The organism is Flavobacterium sp. FlaQc-48, from assembly GCF_044007335.1.
In the GTDB taxonomy this organism is placed as follows: Bacteria; Bacteroidota; Bacteroidia; order Flavobacteriales; family Flavobacteriaceae; genus Flavobacterium.
Map to the genome: position 1 here is coordinate 41,719 of NZ_JBIPCR010000005.1, position 19,134 is coordinate 60,852.

The 19,134-nt window shown below is 35.9% G+C and carries 15 protein-coding genes and 1 tRNA gene; 2 read left to right on the forward strand and 14 right to left on the reverse strand.

The annotated features are described in order from the left end of the window. Positions 1 to 486: 486 nt before the first annotated feature. The 4 genes from ACHRWY_RS09610 to ACHRWY_RS09625 all read right to left on the reverse strand — a co-directional run bounded on the left by ACHRWY_RS09610 (position 487) and on the right by ACHRWY_RS09625 (position 3,823). Positions 487 to 1,098, reverse strand: coding sequence for a superoxide dismutase (locus tag ACHRWY_RS09610; protein ID WP_395354130.1), 612 nt, complete (start codon positions 1,096 to 1,098; stop codon positions 487 to 489). 138 nt (positions 1,099 to 1,236) lie between these two features. Beyond that, positions 1,237 to 1,911 (reverse strand): aminoacyl-tRNA hydrolase, encoded by a 675-nt coding sequence (gene pth / locus ACHRWY_RS09615; RefSeq protein ID WP_395354132.1) that lies wholly within the window; start codon positions 1,909 to 1,911, stop codon positions 1,237 to 1,239. Positions 1,912 to 2,203: 292 nt separating this feature from the next. Continuing rightward, positions 2,204 to 2,815: a 50S ribosomal protein L25/general stress protein Ctc gene (locus tag ACHRWY_RS09620; protein WP_310294269.1), complete on the reverse strand. Its 612-nt coding sequence runs from the start codon at positions 2,813 to 2,815 to the stop codon at positions 2,204 to 2,206. Positions 2,816 to 2,881: 66 nt separating this feature from the next. Then, positions 2,882 to 3,823, reverse strand: a complete 942-nt coding sequence (locus ACHRWY_RS09625; RefSeq protein WP_395354134.1) for a ribose-phosphate pyrophosphokinase — start codon at positions 3,821 to 3,823, stop codon at positions 2,882 to 2,884. A 302-nt stretch (positions 3,824 to 4,125) separates the two neighbouring features. Between ACHRWY_RS09625 and ACHRWY_RS09630 the strand changes: the two genes are divergently transcribed. Beyond that, positions 4,126 to 4,205: transfer RNA gene (locus ACHRWY_RS09630), tRNA-Leu, on the forward strand. Positions 4,206 to 4,546: 341 nt separating this feature from the next. Here ACHRWY_RS09630 and ACHRWY_RS09635 read toward each other — a convergent pair. Next, positions 4,547 to 4,816, reverse strand: coding sequence for a type II toxin-antitoxin system Phd/YefM family antitoxin (locus ACHRWY_RS09635; RefSeq protein WP_395354136.1), 270 nt, complete (start codon positions 4,814 to 4,816; stop codon positions 4,547 to 4,549). A gap of 230 nt (positions 4,817 to 5,046) precedes the next feature. On the opposite strand from ACHRWY_RS09635, the gene ACHRWY_RS09640 reads away from it, so the two are divergent. Continuing rightward, complete coding sequence (locus ACHRWY_RS09640; RefSeq protein ID WP_395354138.1) at positions 5,047 to 5,826, forward strand: hypothetical protein; 780 nt, start codon at positions 5,047 to 5,049, stop codon at positions 5,824 to 5,826. 324 nt (positions 5,827 to 6,150) lie between these two features. Here ACHRWY_RS09640 and ACHRWY_RS09645 read toward each other — a convergent pair whose 3' ends face one another. From ACHRWY_RS09645 to ACHRWY_RS09685, 9 genes are all read right to left on the reverse strand, one after another. Continuing rightward, positions 6,151 to 6,615: an OsmC family protein gene (locus ACHRWY_RS09645; protein WP_395354139.1), complete on the reverse strand. Its 465-nt coding sequence runs from the start codon at positions 6,613 to 6,615 to the stop codon at positions 6,151 to 6,153. 238 nt (positions 6,616 to 6,853) lie between these two features. Then, positions 6,854 to 8,038, reverse strand: a complete 1,185-nt coding sequence (locus ACHRWY_RS09650) for an aldose epimerase family protein (RefSeq protein WP_395354141.1) — start codon at positions 8,036 to 8,038, stop codon at positions 6,854 to 6,856. Between the two features lie 106 nt (positions 8,039 to 8,144). Continuing rightward, the gene (araA, locus tag ACHRWY_RS09655; protein WP_395354142.1) at positions 8,145 to 9,653 is read right to left on the reverse strand and encodes an L-arabinose isomerase; all 1,509 of its coding nucleotides are present in this window, start codon (positions 9,651 to 9,653) and stop codon (positions 8,145 to 8,147) included. Positions 9,654 to 9,825: 172 nt separating this feature from the next. Next, positions 9,826 to 10,527 (reverse strand): L-ribulose-5-phosphate 4-epimerase, encoded by a 702-nt coding sequence (locus ACHRWY_RS09660; protein WP_395354144.1) that lies wholly within the window; start codon positions 10,525 to 10,527, stop codon positions 9,826 to 9,828. After that, positions 10,511 to 12,202, reverse strand: a complete 1,692-nt coding sequence (locus tag ACHRWY_RS09665) for a ribulokinase (protein WP_395354145.1) — start codon at positions 12,200 to 12,202, stop codon at positions 10,511 to 10,513. The genes ACHRWY_RS09660 and ACHRWY_RS09665 overlap by 17 nt, the downstream gene beginning before the upstream one ends. Positions 12,203 to 12,370: 168 nt before the next feature. Then, the gene (locus tag ACHRWY_RS09670) at positions 12,371 to 14,356 is read right to left on the reverse strand and encodes an alpha-L-arabinofuranosidase C-terminal domain-containing protein (RefSeq protein WP_395354147.1); all 1,986 of its coding nucleotides are present in this window, start codon (positions 14,354 to 14,356) and stop codon (positions 12,371 to 12,373) included. Positions 14,357 to 14,776: 420 nt separating this feature from the next. Further along, positions 14,777 to 16,759: a glycoside hydrolase family 127 protein gene (locus ACHRWY_RS09675; protein WP_395354149.1), complete on the reverse strand. Its 1,983-nt coding sequence runs from the start codon at positions 16,757 to 16,759 to the stop codon at positions 14,777 to 14,779. 13 nt (positions 16,760 to 16,772) lie between these two features. Then, complete coding sequence (locus ACHRWY_RS09680) at positions 16,773 to 17,753, reverse strand: arabinan endo-1,5-alpha-L-arabinosidase (RefSeq protein WP_395354151.1); 981 nt, start codon at positions 17,751 to 17,753, stop codon at positions 16,773 to 16,775. Between the two features lie 243 nt (positions 17,754 to 17,996). Continuing rightward, positions 17,997 to 18,947 carry a glycoside hydrolase family 43 protein gene (locus ACHRWY_RS09685; protein WP_395354153.1) on the reverse strand — a complete coding sequence of 317 codons (951 nt, stop codon included), beginning with the start codon at positions 18,945 to 18,947 and terminating at the stop codon, positions 17,997 to 17,999. Positions 18,948 to 19,134 lie beyond the last annotated feature (187 nt).

Here is a 19,134-nt window from a genome sequence, read left to right on the forward strand (position 1 = left end):
AGAATAGATTATAGAAAATAGAATAAAACAAAAAACATATCCTTAAAATAAGTAAAAGACTGTTTCTCTAATTTTTTTCATTTTCATTCTCTCCTCTATATTCTCTCCTCTTTACTCTATCCTCTTTACTCTATCCTCTTTACTCTATCCTCTTTACTCTCAATCCATATTCTATCTTTTCCTTACTTAATCGGATATATTGACCATTCGTCTGAAAAGTTTTTTATATAAGAACAGCTGATATACATTTACTGAACCATAACATTAGTAGGTTAAGTATATGGTAGATTTGGGGCAAAAAAGGTGGAAGAGATTCCACCTTTTTTATTTTTTTTAGAGAAGAGAATATAGAGGATAGAATAAAGAAAAAAGAGCAAAGAATATAGAGAAGAGAATACAATAGAGACAAAAAAAGTATAGACAAAAAAAGACGGATAATCTTTCGATCATCCGTCTTTTTTCTATTTTCTGTTCTCTTCGAATCGACTATTTATCTAAAGCGAATCTTCTTGCTACTTCTGTCCAGTTAATCACACTGAAGAAAGCTTCAATATAATCTGGCCTTCTGTTTTGGTAGTTTAAGTAGTAAGCATGCTCCCAAACATCCATTCCTAAGATTGGAGTCCCACCGTTACCAGCAACTTCCGGCATTAATGGATTATCCTGATTTGGAGTACCTACAACTTCTAGTTTACCACCTTTTTGTACTGTTAACCAAGCCCATCCTGAACCAAATTGAGTTGCTCCGGCTTTAGCAAATTTTGCTTTAAATTCATCAAAAGTTCCAAAAGAAGCCTCAATTGCAGCTAACAAATCACCTGTTGGTAATCCGCCACCGTCCGGAGACATTACAGTCCAGAATAAATTGTGGTTGTAAAAACCTCCTCCATTGTTACGTACTGCAGCATTTGATTTATCTAAGTTAATTAAGATATTTTCGATTGTCTTACCTTCTAAATCTGTTCCTGCAATTGCAGCGTTAAGATTTGTAGTGTAAGCATTGTGGTGCTTTGTATAATGGATTTCCATTGTACGTGCATCAATATGTGGTTCTAATGCATCATATGCATAAGGTAATTGTGGTAATTCAAAAGCCATGATATTATGATTTTATGGTTTATAATAATTTATCCCAAATTTAAACATTTAACTTTGGAATAGGAAATAGTATTTCGTTATTATTCTATTTAATTAACTGATAATTTGATTTTTTAAGACTTAAATACCTGTAAATCTTTATTTTCCGTTAAAAGCAGTCATGGTATTTTCTAAACCGGCTGTTCCAAAAGATTTAATAATTTCTGAGGCCACTTCTAAACGTTCGGGTAATTTTGCCTTTTCTTCTTCATCCCAATCGCCCAAAACGTAATCTATTTGCTGTCCTTTTTTGAACTGATCACTGATACCAAACCTAAAACGGGTGTAATTTTGTGTGTTTAAAACCAAGTTGATATTTTTTAGTCCGTTATGACCTCCGTCGCTGCCTTTTGGTTTTATTCGGATGGTTCCGAAAGACAGGTTTAAATCGTCTGTAATCACCAGAATATTCTCTAAAGGAATGTTTTCCTTATCCATCCAGTATTTTACAGCTTTACCACTTAAATTCATATAGGTATTGGGCTTAAGCAAGAAAAAGGTCCTCCCCTTAAATTTATATTCTGCCACAGCGCCTAATTTTACAGTTTCAAATGAAAGCCCTTCTTTCTTCGCTAAAAAATCCAGGACTTTAAACCCTATATTATGGCGTGTATTTACGTATTCGGCACCAATATTACCCAGTCCTGCGATTAAATATTTTTTACTCACGTTTTTTATATTGTTTTTTTGGTGTTCGTGAACCTCCGGTTTCATATTATCTATGTTCTCTTCTTTTTGTGTTGATGAAAACAGTTTTGTTATCCATTTTATCATGCTTGCAAAAATAGGGTTAATTTGGTAATTAGAAAATGTGTCAATTAGATAATTTGAATTGTATTGTTATTTAACCGCAAAGAACGCAAAAGGTTTTTCGCAAAGAGCGCCAAGAAAATGTTTTAAGACAAGATCGCTAAGAATGGCACGCTGATGACGCGGTTTTTTTTATTTGATAGTGTTGTCAGACTTGCCTTCTTTGCCCCTTTGAATCTCTGATCCTTTGTCCCTCTATAAACAAAAAAAAGCACCAATCTTTCGATTGATGCTTTTGTATTGAATTTGAAAAAAATTATTTTTTCTTTCCTTTTGCAGGAGCTTTTGCAGCTTTTGCAGCTTCCTGAGCAGCTTTCATAGCAGCACGAGAGATTCTTACCTGAGCAACAACAGTGTTTTCCGGGTGCATTACTTTGTATTCCGGAGCACCAACCTTAGTAACGTATAATTTGTTACCCATTTCAAGTGGAGTAATGTCAGCTTCAACAAAATCAGGAAGATTTTTAGGTAAAGCTTTAACTTTTAATTTACGAGTGTTTAAACGTAAAACACCACCCGCAAGAACACCTTTAGATGTACCTACAACTTTTACAGGAACTTCCATAGTGATTTCTTTGTCATCAAATAATTGAAAGAAGTCAATGTGTAAGATTTTGTCAGATACCGGGTGAACCTGAATATCTTGTAAAATTGCATTGAATGATTTTCCTTTTCCAAGCTCAATCACAACTGTGTGTGCGTTTGGAGTGTAAACCAAGTTTTTGAACGCTGCAGCGTCTGCTGAGAAGTGTACTGCCTGATTTCCTCCGTATAACACGCAAGGAACCGCTCCAGCATTACGTAAGGCTTTAGTTGACACTTTGCCCACGCTTTCTCTTTCTGATCCTTTAATTGTAATCGATTTCATTGTAAAAAAAATATAGTTATTAAATAATATACTGTTTTATATATAATGTAATTGCTTAACGCGGTATTACATTATAAATTTTCCACTGATGGAATTGTTGTGGTGCACCATGTGCATAACTTCGGCAAAAAGAGGTGCACAACTCACTACTCTGATTTTGTTTGATTCTTTCTTTAACGGAATAGAATCGGTAACAATTAACTCGCTTAATTTTGAGTTTTCGATTTTTTCGTATGCGTCACCTGATAAAATGGCGTGTGTACAAATTGCCCTAACGCTTAATGCTCCTTTTTCGATCATTAAATCTGCTGCTTTTGCAAGTGTGCCACCCGTATCGATCATGTCGTCTACTAATATTACGTTACGGCCTTTTACTTCACCAATTAGCTCCATAGTGTCGATAACGTTGGCTGCTTTTCTTTGTTTGTAACAGATTACTACATCTGATTCCAGAAACTTAGAGTAAGCATATGCTCTTTTTGAACCTCCCATATCCGGAGATGCAATGGTTAGATTTTCTAATTTTAAACTTTCTACGTATGGTAAAAAGATGGTAGAGGCAAATAAATGATCTACTGGTTTTTCAAAAAATCCCTGGATTTGATCTGCATGCAAATCCATTGTCATTACTCTTGTTGCTCCGGCAGCATCTAATAAATTAGCTACTAATTTTGCTCCAATCGGAACTCTTGGTTTATCTTTTCTATCCTGTCTTGCCCAACCAAAATAAGGCATAACAGCTGTAATATGTCTTGCAGATGCGCGTTTTGCGGCATCAATCATTAGTAACAATTCCATCAAATTATCGGCAGTTGGAAAAGTCGAACACACGATAAAAACGCGTAATCCTCTGATTGATTCTTCGTAAGATGGCTGAAATTCTCCATCACTATACGTTGACATCGTTACTTTTCCTAACGGAATTCCGTATTGTTCTGCAATTTTTTCTGCAAGATAAACACTTTGTGAACAAGCAAAAATTTTAGCTTCTGGTTCTAGGTGCGACATTATAATTTGTTGTTTTTGCTCCGCTGCGCTTAGTACAATTTGGCTTCACCTTTTTTGGTAAAACAAAATACATATAAATGCCTCGGGTGTAGTTAGTTGTGTGTGCTTCGTTTTAACGAGGTGCAAATTTAGAAAATTTATTGGACACTGAAAGGAAAAATTTAAGTATTTTTAGTAGATCATTTAATTTTATTTTTTACATTTGCACCGTGTTAAAGGAATAAGCACAGTTATGACATCATAATTCACTTATTCTATTGCGTTAAAATAATTGATTTATTAATTATTTTTTCGTCTGCTAAGCCCGGATGGCGGAATTGGTAGACGCGCTGGTCTCAAACACCTGTGGGAAACCGTGCCGGTTCGACTCCGGCTCCGGGTACAAAAACCTCTTCTTTTGAAGAGGTTTTTTTGGTTTTATACGGTTTTTATAATTTCAATTTTTTAGGATTTTGATACGTATTCCAAAATCTTAAAAGCTCTATTTTATCTCTTTCTAAGACTTTATAATACAACGTAATCTGTTTTGTTACCGGAACCTCTTGTATATCTTTGTATTTTGCAGGTTTAAAAATTAAGTTTTGCTTTGTTAGCAATTCAATTATCATCTGTTTTATCCATAAAGTTATAGACATCTTGTAACGCCCATTCACTTTCTAAATATTCAATATTCCTCCAATAATCATTCTTAGCATTCGTGGTCCAAATTATTTTTACCGTCAATTATCGATTGAATAAATAAGGAAAACGTTTTTTAGTTTCATCCATAACATCTTCATGAGAATGAACTCTTCCATGAGCAACATCTTCTAAAGCTTCATCTATGGCTGCTTTTTGAGCATTACTCAACAAAGACTCATCTTCTTCTTCATGTAAAGGAACAACAACAAAAGAACTTCCTTTACTTCTATGTATCACTAATTTTTCATTTTCAGCAATGTCAAGATATTTTTTAATATTCCCTCTAAATTCTGTAACGCTAACTGTTTTCATAAATTAATATTTTTACAAATGTACGCTTTTCTGTACAGAATGTGTTTTTATTATTCTATTTAGGCTCGTAACATTATTAGTATTAACACTTCTAAATACTCCGTTGTCCCATTTTCGTTACGCTTTAATCTATTTAACACAAAATATTTGTTAATTAACAAATATCTCAGCTTAACTTATTGTAAGAATTAACTTTATTTATTAGATTTAGCAATTAAATCTCTTAAATTATGAAAATGGAAATCCCTGAAAAATTTATTAAAATTTTCCCTGAATATGAAGATGTTTTTTATGACGATTTAGAAAATCACAAGAAATATTTTTTGCCATTGTGTTCTATTAATCTGGCATTTCTATCAAAAGATAAAGAACAATGGTTGCATTTTATATCTGTAAAAGAAATTTACGATGGCAGAGTTGGTGAAAATACAAAATCGTTTCATACAGACTATACCAAAAGTGATATGTTTGGGTTTGATGTTATTGATGGTAAGTATAAGTTCGACGCAAGTTGGGAATATTTCACTGTTTCCACTGAAATTCTACCGGAAAATTATCACTTGGAATATACCGATCGGGAAATACAATTTAATTTTAATAATGCGATGTATTTATTAAAGAAATCATATTATGAAAAATATGGAAAATTATATGATCGTGTTTTTTACAGACCTGGTTTGACCGTTGAAGGGATTAGAAAATTAGAAAGACTTCTGAAGCTCACTCCTGAGGATTTACAAAAAGACGAACCTTCTGATTATTTATCAGATCGAATAAACGAAAAAATCAACGGAATACTAACAGAAATTAATGTCGACAATATTACCCTTACCGATTGTGAATGTTCAGGAGAAAATCTTATCAATGTACCTATTAAACCTAATGGCAATATTTTTAATTACGTTGGTTGTATAGAAGGATATGATTTTCAGAAAGATGCTGCAGACCAGATATATTTATTTTATGATGACGATATTAAAAAAGCCGTAATATGCTTTGAATACACATAATAAAAGCTACAATAACAAACTTAACAGGTTATCTTGTTTTTTATAAAATTTTAATTAAACTCCGCCAATTTTATTCCGATTTAAAAGTCGTTAAAATATCCGACGCCAAAAAACCAACTGTAAAAATGAAACCGAATGGTGGTTTTGTGGTAAAAATTTAATTTTGTTTTCAACCTTGTTATCCTGAGGAACGAAGGATCACGCGCATGATTCGACAAGGTATTTTCTTTACTGTGGGGAGTTTCCAGGATGATCCTTCCTCCGTCAGGATGAAAAGATTGCGAGAAAAATTAAAAAAGAGGCTAAAAAGACCTCTTTTTTAATTTATAATACCTCACAACTCGCATTGTGCAAAACAGGAAAATTGCATGAATTAGCAATAAAACATAATTGATTTGCTTTTGTATGAAGTTCTATTGCTAACGCTACTTTATCAGGATTGGAGATCTTTACTTTAGGATTTAATCGAACTTCTGTAAAGCGCCCGCTTCCATCTGGAGAAACTTCGAGGGTTGCTTCGGCGTTGTCTGAATATTCGAGAACTTCTATTTCGTTTTGAGAGCATACGTATAAAAAGGACATCATGTGGCAGGAAACCAAACTGCTTAATAACAAATCTTCGGGATTGTATAATTCCGGATCGCCTTTGAATGCTTTGGCTGCTGAAACATTTAAAATTGGTTTTCCTTCTATTTTAATTTGATGACTTTTGCTGTACAATCGCTTCGTTGAATCTTCTTGATTTTGTTTGGAAGTCCATTTTGCTTCTGCTCTGAATAGATGTCTCATTTTGCTTTTATTTTGCTTTTGCTAAATTAAGGTTTTTATAATCTGCTAATGAATTAATCGCGTAAAGTCGCCAAGGCGAAAAGAAAATAAAGAAAGTTTACAAACTTTTCGGTTTTTCGGCTTCAGGTGATTTAAAAAAAATTACTTTAATTAAATTGCAATTAAAAACAAAAAACCTCGAAAGCAATGCTTTCGAGGTTTCTTAGAGAATTACTAAACTAATAAACAAATCCTAAAACTATTTCTTTACTGAGAATTTAAAAGTAGTTTTAGTTTTATAATTTTCTCCCGGGTTTAAAACCGTTGTTGGAAAGTTTTTCTGGTTTGGAGAATCCGGATAATGTTCTGTTTCTAAACAAAGTCCTGTTCTGTGTGCGTATGTTCCGCCTTTAGGCATTGGTAAAGTCCCGTCAAGGAAATTTCCGGAGTAAAACTGAATTCCAGGTTCGTCTGTTGTCATTTCCAGTACTCTTCCGCTTGCGGCGTGATATACTTTGGCTATAATTGTTTTTCCTTTTTCAGGATTGTTCAATACCCAGCAATGATCATAACCTTTTCCTCTTTCTAATTGTTCGTTTTTCACTTCAATGTCTTTTCCAATTAATTTTGGTGTTCTGAAATCGAAAGGAGTATGGGCAACATCTTCTAATTTTCCTGTTGGAATAAGAGTCGCGTCAACCGGAACTAATTTATCCGCATTCAAAGTCAATTCGTGATCTAAGATAGTTTTGGTGAAATCTCCAGATAAATTGAAATACGAGTGCTGAGTCAGATTCACTACTGTTTTCTTATCTGTAGTTGCTTCATAAAGTACTTCTAACTGATTGTCATTTGTCAATGTATACGTTACAAAAACCTGCAGGTTTCCCGGATAACCTTCTTCCATATCTTTACTTAAATAAGATAACTTTAAAGAAGCTGTACTTCCGGATTTCACCTCATCGGCTTTCCAAACCACGTTAAAATATCCTTGCGGTCCACCGTGCAAAGCATTTGGTGCATTATTAATTGCTAATTGATATTCTTTTCCGTCAAGCGAAAATTTTCCTTTAGCAATTCGGTTTCCGTATCTTCCGATCAAAGCTCCAAAGAATGGATTTTCTTTTTCATATTGTGCCAAAGAATTAAATCCGATTACTACATTTTCAGAAACACCATCTTTATTAGGTACTTTCAAATCTGTAATTCTTCCTCCAAAAGTGATGATATCAACCTCCATCCCATTTTGGTTTTTTAACTTATAACTATCTACTTTTTCTCCTTTGGCAGTTGTTCCGTAAGAAGATTTTTCGATTGTAACCGTAGCTTTTTCATCTGAAGAAACTGTTGTAGCATCCATTTTTTTATCGTTTTTGCATTGAACTGAAATTGCAGCCAGACTCATTAGGCTGATTCCAAAAAAACAACGTTTTAATACATTCATAAATATAGTTTTAAGTTAGTAAAGTCTTAAAGTCGAAAGTCAAAAAATCAAGTGCTCCAAAGTAACTAAATCTTTACGACTTTATGACATTTGACTTTTAACCAGATTAAAGCCCGTGTTGAAACAAATGATAATATGCTTCATTCGCATTGATCTTATCTTTAAAGTCCCTTACGGTTGTTTTTTCGTCAATAACCAATAATTCGATTCCCGCGATATCTGCAAAATCTTCCATATATTCTGTTGTGATGGCCTGACTGTAAACGGTATGATGCGCTCCTCCGGCTAAAATCCAGGCTGTTGCTGCAACATCAAGGTTTGGTTTACAATCCCATAAAACTCTTGCAACCGGCAATTTTGGTAATTCAGCTAAAGGTTTAATGGCTTCGACTTCATTCACGATCAAACGGAAACGATTCCCCATATCAACCAAAGAAACGTTGATTGCAGCTCCGGCAGGTGAATTGAAAACCAAACGTGCAGGATCTTCTTTTCCTCCAATTCCTAACGGATGCACTTCGCATGAAGGTTTTGCCTCTGCAATTGATGGACAAATTTCTAACATGTGTGATCCTAAAACATACGATTTTTGCGGTGTGAAATGATAGGTATAATCTTCCATGAAAGAGGTTCCTCCTTCAAGACCCACGTTCATTACTTTTAAGGCACGAACCATTGCAGCAGTTTTCCAGTCGCCTTCGCCACCAAAACCATAACCGTCGGCCATTAATCTTTGTGTAGCGATTCCTGGCAATTGTTTCCAGGCTCCAAGGTTTTCAAATGTATCTGTAAAGGCTCCAAAACCTCCTTCTTCAAGGAAAGCTCTTAAACCTAATTCTATTTTTGCTGCTTCTACTAATGAACTTCTTTGTGCTCCGCCTTCTTTTAAAGCATCGGTTAAAGAATAAGAAGATTCGTAAACGGCCAATAAATCGTTTAATTGCTGCTCCGTAACTTTCTCGATATGTTTCGTCACATCTGAAGAATCATATCCGTTAACCGACATTCCAAAACGGATTTGAGCTTCTACTTTATCGCCTTCTGTAACGGCAACTTCACGCATATTGTCTCCAATACGGGCTACTTTTAAATTTTGAAGTTCATCCCAACCCAAAACTACTCTTGTCCAAACTCCAAGTTTGTTCAAAACACGAGGATCTTCCCAGTGCCCAACAACCACTTTGCGTTTTTTACGCATTCTGGACATGATAAAACCAAACTCACGATCTCCGTGTGCCGATTGATTCAGGTTCATGAAATCCATGTCGATAGTTCCCCACGGAATTTCGGCATTGTATTGTGTATGCAAATGGCACAATGGTTTCTTTAGAATGCTTAATCCGCCAATCCACATTTTTGCCGGCGAGAAAGTATGCATCCAGGCAATGATTCCGATACAGTTTTTAGCGGTGTTTGCCGCTAAACATACCTCTAATATTTGAGCAGGAGATTTTACCACATCTTTATAAACCACTTTTACCGGTATACTAGACGATGCATCTAATCCTTTTGCAATTACCTGCGAATGTTCTGCTACTTTTCTAAGTGTTTCTTCACCATATAATTCCTGGCTTCCTACTACAAACCAAACTTCTTTTTGAGATATATCTATCATTCTTTTTGTTATTTTTTGTTTCAAGTTTCAGGTTTGCTTCGCCTGTTCGAGCATAGCTCTCGAGTCAAGTTGTTGGAAACTGAAATCTTGAATTGTTATTTTTTGTTTCTGGCTTCTGGTTTTCTTTATTTCAAATTTCAAACCGTCTAAAATCTTTACTCTTTTTTCTCTTTTATTGTCCGTAATACGAATCTTTTCCGTGTTTACGGTTGTAATGTTTCTTTATTAGGGAATCTTTTAATCTTGGTGCGTTTGGGTTTATTTGTAAAGTCAGGTAAGCCATTTCGGCTACAACTTCCAAAACCTTGCTGTTGTACACTGCTTTTGCTGCGTTTTTTCCCCAGGCGAACGGACCATGATTCCCGATCAGAACCATTTCTACTTCTTCGTAGGAAAGATTTTTTTCTTTGAAACAATCCAAAATCTGAATTCCGGTATTGTGTTCGTAGTTTCCTTCTATGAGCGAATCTGCCATCGGGGGCGCACACGGAATATCAGCTGTTAAATGATCGGCATGCGTAGTTCCGAAAATTGGAATATCGCGTTGTGATTGTGCCCAGGCTACAGAATACGTGGCGTGTGTATGTGCAACGCCTCCAATGTTTGGCCAGTTTTTGTATAAATAAGCATGCGTTTTGGTGTCAGATGACGGACGCATTGTTCCTTCGATAATGTTGTTGTCAAAATCAACAATCACAATATCTTCCGGTTTTAAATCTTCATACGGAACACCGCTTGGTTTAATAGCAAAAACACCCTTTTCTCTGTCCACTGCACTCACATTCCCGAAAGTATATACGACCAGATTCAATGCATTCAATTGCATATTGGCTTCGTAACATTCCTGTTTTAAATCTTTATAAAGAGAACTCATGTTGTGCTATTTTAATAGTTGGATCTTCGTAAGCGCTTAATCGATCGTAAGCAATTAACAATTTGTTATAAGCCGCCACTTTATCTAATTGAGGGAAATATTCTCCGTCAAAATCACTTCCTATTTTTTGGCTTGCTTCGATTACATTTGGATAAATTCCGGCTGCAACGGCTGCATAAATCGCTGCTCCCAAAGCAGGAGTCTGGTCTGAAGCTGCAATTTTAATTGGCTTGTTCAGGACGTTTGCCAAAGTCTGCATGATAAAAGGTGATTTACGGGCAACACCTCCAATTCCGATTACACTTTCGATTTTCACCCCTTCTTCTTCAAAACGATCCACGATTTTTTTCGCTCCAAAACAGATTGCGTTTACCAAAGCTTTGAAAATATGTGGTGCTTTTGTTCCTAAAGAAAGATTTGAAATTGCGCTTTTTAATTCCTGATTGGCATCTGGAGTTCTTCTTCCGTTGATCCAGTCCAGCGCCATTGGAAGACTGTCCGAAACTGGTATTTTTTCTGCTTCTTTCGTTAATTCTACAATTAGTTTATCGCTGAATTCTTCTCTTAATTGTTCTTTTTGAGCATCATTCAAAACAGTCGAAGCTGTTAATAAATGATCTGTTGGCCACAATAATAATTCTTTATACCAGGCTAATAAATCGCCAAAAGCCGATTGTCCTGCTTCTAAACCAATATACCCCGGAATTACAGATCCGTCAACCTGTCCGCATATTCCTCGAACGGTTTTGGTTCCTACTTCTTCTTTTGAACCTACCAAAATATCACAGGTTGAAGTTCCCATAACGCGAACTAAAGTATTTTCTCCAATTTTAGCTCCAACAGCTCCGGAATGTGCATCAAAAGTTCCTACGGCTACAACTGTATCTGTAGAAAGTCCTAAACGATCTGCCCATTCTTTGCTTAAATTTCCCGCCACTACATCTGATGTATACGTTTCATCGTATAAATTACCACGAAGTGTTGCCAAATACGGATGTAATTTTTCTAAGAATTCAACCGGAGGTAATCCGTTCCAGTCTTCATGCCACATCGCTTTATGACCCGCGGCACAACGGCTTCTTTTGAATGTTTTTAAATCTTTGTCTTCTATTAATAAATAGGTCATTAAATCGCAGTGCTCCATCCAGGTGTGCGCTGCATTTCGAACGGCTTCATCTTCTCTGGCGATGTGCAGGATTTTTGCCCAAAACCATTCTGAGGAATAAATTCCGCCTACATATTTGGTTACGTTTTCTCCGCCCCAGCTTACTGCCAGTTCGTTGATTTCGTTTGCTTCATTTATCGAAGTATGATCTTTCCAAAGTACCATCATCGCATTTGGGTTTTCCTCAAAACCTTTTGTCAAGGCCAATGGAATTCCGTCTTTGGTAACAGGTACAGGCGAAGATCCTGTAGTATCAATACAGATTCCGCGTACTTGCGAAGGATCAACTTTACTTTCTTTTATAACCGTTTGAATGGTGATTTCTAAACCTTCAATATGATCTAAAGGATGTTGGCGAAACTGATTTGCGGCCGCGTCACAATATTGCTTGTTTTTCCATCTTTTATAATGAGAAACATTCGATGCCAGCTCTTGCCCGTTTTCAGTGTCTATTAGCATCGCCCGAACAGAATCTGTTCCGTAGTCCAATCCTATAACGTAATTTTTCATTCGAAATTCATTTTTTAATAATGACAAATATAAATATAATTAATTCATAAGTGTATAAAAAACACTTAACAAAAATAAGGTCCGTAATTTTTACAAATAATGCATCAAAACAAGCCTTTAGGGGCAAAACAAAAAATAAACGTTAGTTTTACATTTATTCTGTTGCGATTATTTCAACTTAATTTTCAAAACGGTAACTGAGTATGCAGGAAAATCGTATTGAACCTTGGTTCCGTTCACTTTAAATTCACTTTCTTTTGGGCTAATTTTAGTTGGAGCATCAAAAGAATTCTCGTCTTTTATTCCGTCGCCTTTTAAAATTAGTGCTGTTCCTTTTGCCTCTAATTTCACCCCTTTTATAGCAATCGAAGCATTTTGTGCCGATGCAGAAGCATTCACGATTTTCAAGATTACTTCTTTGGTATTTACATCTTTTACTGCCGATGCAAACAAATCGTTTTGTCCTGTAACTGCTTTTCCGTCTTTTGTAATAGTGATTAAATCGGTTCCTTTATTATTGGAGAATAACTTTTGAACATAATAATTTGGCGTTCCGTAGGATTGCAAATTGTTGAACCAAATCATATCCGGAGTCCATTGCCAGCCTTCTACGTGAGCCAATAAAGGTGCGTAAGAAGTCAGGTGCACAACCTCAGCATTGCGCTCCATTCCGGTCATGAAAGCGGCTTCAGAGAAAGCACATTCCCAGTTGTTTTTATTATCGGGACTTGCAATCGCTACACTTTGCGCTGCATATTCTCCGGCAAAAATCTTTGGTCCTTTACGATCGTAATTGTCGTAACGGGTTACATTTTTACGAAACCATGCCGGATCTTTATAATAATGTTCGTCTACAATTTCGGCGTTTAGTTTTTTAAGTTCGGTCATACCGTAATCAAAATAATCCCCGTCAGGAAATGGTCCCGTTCCGGAAACAATAATGATATTTGGATATTTATCTTTAATGGCTTTCTGGAACACTTTGAAACGCTCGATATAATCCGGTCCCCATTGCTCATTTCCAACTCCTATATGCTTTAAATTGAATGGTTTTGGATGCCCCATATCAGCTCTCACTTTCCCCCAGGCTGTGGTTTGATCGCCGTTTGCAAATTCAATCAAGTCTAAAGCGTCCTGAACATAAGGATCCAATTGATCCATTGGCACTAATTCTCCGGTATTGAACTGACATGCCATTCCGCAACTTAAAATAGGTAGTGGTGAAGCACCAATATCTTCTGAAAGCTGGAAATATTCAAAGAATCCTAAACCAAAGCTCTGGAAATAATCCGGTGCCGGTTTATGAGCAAATTCGGTATTCCAACGGTTGATCATCGTTTCTCTGTCTTCTACATTTCCAATTGATTTTTTCCATTGGTAACGCAATGCCAGTGTTTTTCCTTCTACGATACAACCGCCAGGGAAACGCAAAAATCCCGGTTTCAAATCGTATAACAATTGTACTAAATCAGCACGCATTCCGTTTTTTCTTCCTTTCCAGGTATCTTCCGGAAACAACGAAATCTGATCTAAATCGATTACTCCTGTTCCTTCAAAAGTGATTCTGATTTGTGCTTTTGCTTCGGTTGCCGTTGCGGTTAATTCTGCTGTATAATTAGCCCAGTCTTTTGCTGTTGGAACAATCGAAGTTTCGCCTAAAACTTTTTTATTTTTATCAATGAACTGAATCTTGATCTTAGAAACATTTCCTGATATTTTTGAAGCTTTCAAAGACAAATTATATTTCAGGTCTTTCTTGATTCCCATTCCCCTGAAGCCTTCATTGATCAATTCATAACCGCTGGCGTCGTTAATTGTAACGCGGCAATAATTATGATTCGTCCCTTTTTGCGAATACTGAATGATATTAGCAATTCCGGATTGCAGGTTTAGTTTGTGCCGGTCGCTGTTGGGTTCGCTCCATCCCATCATAGGCGTTTCGAATTCGAATGATCTGTTCTTGATCATTTCGGCATACAGACCTCCATCGGCAGCAAAATTGATGTCTTCAAAAAACACTCCGTACATAGTGGGCTGAATTTTGGTCACGGTTTTTGCAGCGTCTACCTGAAGGTTGTTTTTTTGTGCCGAAGCATAAAAGCCGTTCAGCAATAAACCACAAAGGGTAATTTTGGTAATTAAATTGGACTTCATTTTATTTGAATTTTTGTTTAATGGTACGCGGATTACACTGATTTACTAAAGTGAAAACGCGGATTAAAACGGATTTTTATTTTCTAATCTTTGACGGTTTAAACACATAGAAACAAAGCTTTTGATTTCTTATAAAAAAGGCATTTCATTTGTTTTAAAGTCATATAGCTATGTTAGCAAATCTAGATTTGCATTACCCTCTCTTTTATTCATTTTTAAATTCTATCTTTCTATGTGTTTAAATATTTTTTCATGCAGATTTGGCAGATTAAGCCCATTTTATTTCTAATCTTTTTAATCCTAATCTTGACTCTTTCTTCTTTCCTCTATATTCTTGACTCTATATTCTTGACTCTATATTCTTTTCTCTATATTCTTTTCTCTATATTCTTTTCTCTTAATATTCTTTCCTCTATGCTCTTAATTCTTATAATCCAGCCAAACTTTCATTTTTCCTACTCCCCGGTTTGACCAGCTGTAATACGGTATGGCTTTGAATTTTGAATTTTCTATGACGTTTACACCTTGCAATACATTGGGTTCTTTTTTTATTTTGAAAGTATCTCCGGCAGCTACATTTATTTTATCAAAATTGGTTTTGTTGTCGATTTCTTCTACGGCATAAACGATTGGACCGTATTCTAATGACACTTTGTTTTTATTGGTTTCAACTTTTGTGTTTGTTGCTACTTCCTGCACTTCCATTGGAAAATTAAGATTGATTTTATCGCCTTTTTTCCAGTTTCTGGTAATGGTGAAATAACCATCTTGTGGCTGAATAGCCAAAGTTTCTCCATTCAGGGAAATTGAAGCTTTTTGAGTTGAAGCTTTTTTATAACTGTATAAATCACCCGGTAAGACCTCATTTCTTGCCCAACCCGGAACTCTGAGTTTCATCGTAAATTGACTTTCTTTTTTTGGATTAACGGTCATGGCTACTTTTCCGTTCCAGGGATATCCGGTTTGTTGTGAAATCTGTAAATCGGTTTTTCCTAAAGTAAATGAGGCGTTGTTTGAAGCATACAGATTCACATAAAGCGCGTCTTTTGATTTCGAATAAATAAGTCCCGGAATCGATGGAATAAATCGGATTAAGTTCGTTGGACAACAAGAACAATCAAACCAGGCCTGACGGGTGCAAGACCCTCTGTTTGATTTGAAAACACCATCGGATTCTAAGGCATTCGGATAGAAAAATTCTTTTCCGTCTAATGAAATTCCGGAGATTAATCCGTTGTACATGGTTCTTTCGATCACATCAAAATATTCTGATTTTCCATATAAATTATGCAGCCTGTGGTTCCAGTATACATCGCCAATAGCAGCGCAGGTTTCGTTATACGCAGTTAAATTGGGCAATTCATAATTTGCTCCAAAAGCTTCTCCGTCGTGTATGGAACCAATTCCGCCCGTGATGTACATTTTTTTGTTGACCATATTGTTCCACAAATTATTTATGGCATCTGTGTAACCTTTGTCTTTTGTCATCGCGGCGATATCTGTCATTCCTGCGTACATATAAACGGCTCTTACGGCGTGACCCACCACTTCATTTTGCTGCACGACCGGAATATGATCTTGTGCATATTCGCCATATAATTTATGATTGTTTGGATTTCCGCGATTGTCTAAAAAGTATTTTGCCAGTTTTAGATAAGCTTCTTTTCCGGTAATTTGGTATAATTTGATCAAACCTGTTTCTACAATCTGATGTCCGGGAACTCCTTTTACCTGACCTGGTTTGTTGCCAAAAGTTTTTACTAACAAGTCTGCATTTTTGATGGCAATGTCAAGAAAATTTCTTTTTCCTGCTGCTTCATAATGTACAACGGCAGCTTCAATTAAATGTCCTGCATTGTAGCATTCATGACTAATTTGTAATGATTCCCAACGTTTTCCTTCAATAACCGGAACCCACGGTGCTGGTGGTTTAGCAGGATTTATAGTTCTCCACGTCGTTAAGTAACCGTCTTTTTCCTGACCGATTTTTACAATCGCGATCAACGAATCCAGAACACGATCCAGTTTTGGGTTGGGTGCGCTGATTAACGTATTTGATGCGCCTTCGATTATTTTGTAAACATCAGTATCATCAAAAGGCATTTGCCCTCTCACTTCTCCTGTTTTTTGTTTTCCTGCGATTAAGAAATTCTCAAAACGGCCTTCTTCATTACATTTTTGAATGGCGTATGCAATCGTAACCTCCTGAAGTCTTTTAATAATAGGCAACCAAAAAGAATCGGTCAGTTTTACATTTTGAATGTTTACCGGTTCAATTTCGTAACCTGCTTTTAGAACAGAAGTTTTATTGGATTGTACAACATCGTTCTTCGTTTCTTTACACGAAACAAAAATCAAAAATGATAGCAAAATCGTTACGATATGGAAAGTGTATTTTTTCATTCTATTTTATATTCTATTTTAAAACGGGCCATAAATTGGCATCCCATTGTATTTCTTTCACCACTAATCTTGGTGTTCCGTTTGTTTTCTTTTCGTAAGCGTGGTAAAAAATATAATCTTTACCATCAAAGGTATAAGCGCTGTTATGGCCCGCGCCAAAGTAATTTTCATCTCCCTGAACTACGATACTTCCGCCGCCTTCGGTTAATAATTTCCCGTCTTTATCTACATAAGGTCCTGTTACGTTTTTAGATCTTCCAATCACGACTTTATAAGTGCTTTTTTCTCCGCGGCAGCATAAATCCCAGGAAAGAAATTGATAGTAATAGCCGTTTTTCTTGAAAATGAAAGGAGCTTCCAATGCACCATCGCCCGGATCTGAATCTGCTAATTCAAAAGTTCTTTTACGTTTAGAAATCGTGTGCCATTCCTGTGGCTGTGCAAGCGATTTTAAATCAGGATTTAATTTTACCAGCTTTAATCCTTCCCAAAAAGAACCAAAAGACAACCATGGTGTATTGTTTTCATCGAAAATTAAATTCGGATCTATAGCGTTCCACATATCTCTGTTTGGTTGCGATTGAATCACAATTCCCTGATCGACCCATTTGTACTTTTTATCTTTTGGATCTAATGTCGTATTGGTCGCCACACCAATCGCCGATGTATTTTTGGCAAAAGCCGACACCGAATAATAGAGATAATATACCTTGTTGTGCAACGAAATATCCGGTGCCCAAATATGATTTTTGAAATCGGCCGCAACACCATCTGCCCAAGTTGGCTTGTCTTTAAAAACTTGTGGCTCGGGATTCCAGTTTTTTAAATCTTTGGAACTAAAAACACTGATTCCTTTTCCCGTACAATATAAATAATAGGTGTCTTTTTGTTTGATGACAACTGGGTCGTGCACTACAATTTCCTGCGCAAAACAAACAGAAACCATTAGTATTAAGAAAACTGGGAGTGTATATTTTATGTTTTTATAAACCATGTAAATAAATTTAAATTTTAGTCTGAAAAAATTATAACCTATATAAATTATAATCTTTCTGCGTAATTATTGTAAACACATAGAAACATAGATTTTGTAAGCTCAAAAAAAGGCGTTTCACTTATTTGTAACACACATAGCCAATCTATGTGAAAGAAATGTGTTTCTTTTTATATTTTTTTTACAATTAAAACTATACTTCTATGGGGTTAAATAAGCGTTTCTGTTTTATCTAAAAACCAACTATTGAATTCCTTCAGAGGTCATCACCACTCTTTTCATCGTTCCGTCTTTGTTATAGTATAATTGATCCACACAAACGGATCTTCTGAAACTTCCTCCGTTGGGTTGTGATGCTCCGTTGTGGTAAATGAAATACGATTGTCCTTTAAAATCGATTATCGATTGATGATTGGTATTACTGTTTCCGGCTAATTCATTTAAGATTCCTTTGAATTCCCAAGGACCATTAATGGACTTACTCATCGCGTAGGCAATTTTTTCAGGAAACTCATAAGCATAAGATAAATAATACCAGTCTTTGTGTTTATGGATCCAGGGCGCTTCGGTAAAATGGGGCAAATCGATGTGCTGAATTGGTCCGTCTAACGCTATCATATTTTCTTTTAATTTGGCATAGTGGCAAGAAGTATTTCCCCAAAACAAATAGGCTTGTCCATCGGTATCGATATAAACCGTTGGATCAATATCGTCCCAGCTTATATCGGTAAATTTGGTCATGTCATTTGTGATCAGGGCTTTTCCTAAAGCATCTTTAAAAGGTCCGGTTGGACTGTCTGAAACGGCAATTCCAATAGCCTTTCCGTGTACAGAACCATGTTCTACTGTTACATACCAATAAAATTTTCCGTTTCTTTCAATTACCTGCGAAGCCCAGGCATCACTTTTTGCCCATTTAAAATCGGTTACTTTTAAGGGTACAGGATATGATTCCCATTTTTTCATATCTGATGAAGAATACACTACCCATTCATTCATTTTATAAAAATTAAAATCGTTTGGCGCTTCGTCATGACCGGCATATAAATACACTTTGTCTTTATAAACCAATGCTGCAGGATCACCTGTATATTGATCTTTTATGATGGGGTTGTTGAATTTTGAGGGATCAATTTGGCTTTGAACTGTTTGACAGCAGGCAAGCAAAACTAAAAGTGATACTATATTTTTCATTGTTTTATTTGTAATGCATTGTTTTATTTGTAATGCGTTGTTTTATTTAAACACATAGAGACATAGAATTCTTTGTGTTGAAAAAGGCGTTTCACTTGGCTTTAATGCACATAGCTATGCGATTTATTTGGAGTGAAACGGTCTTTTTATGCGATTGGTTAAACTATGTTTCTATGTGTTAAAAAAA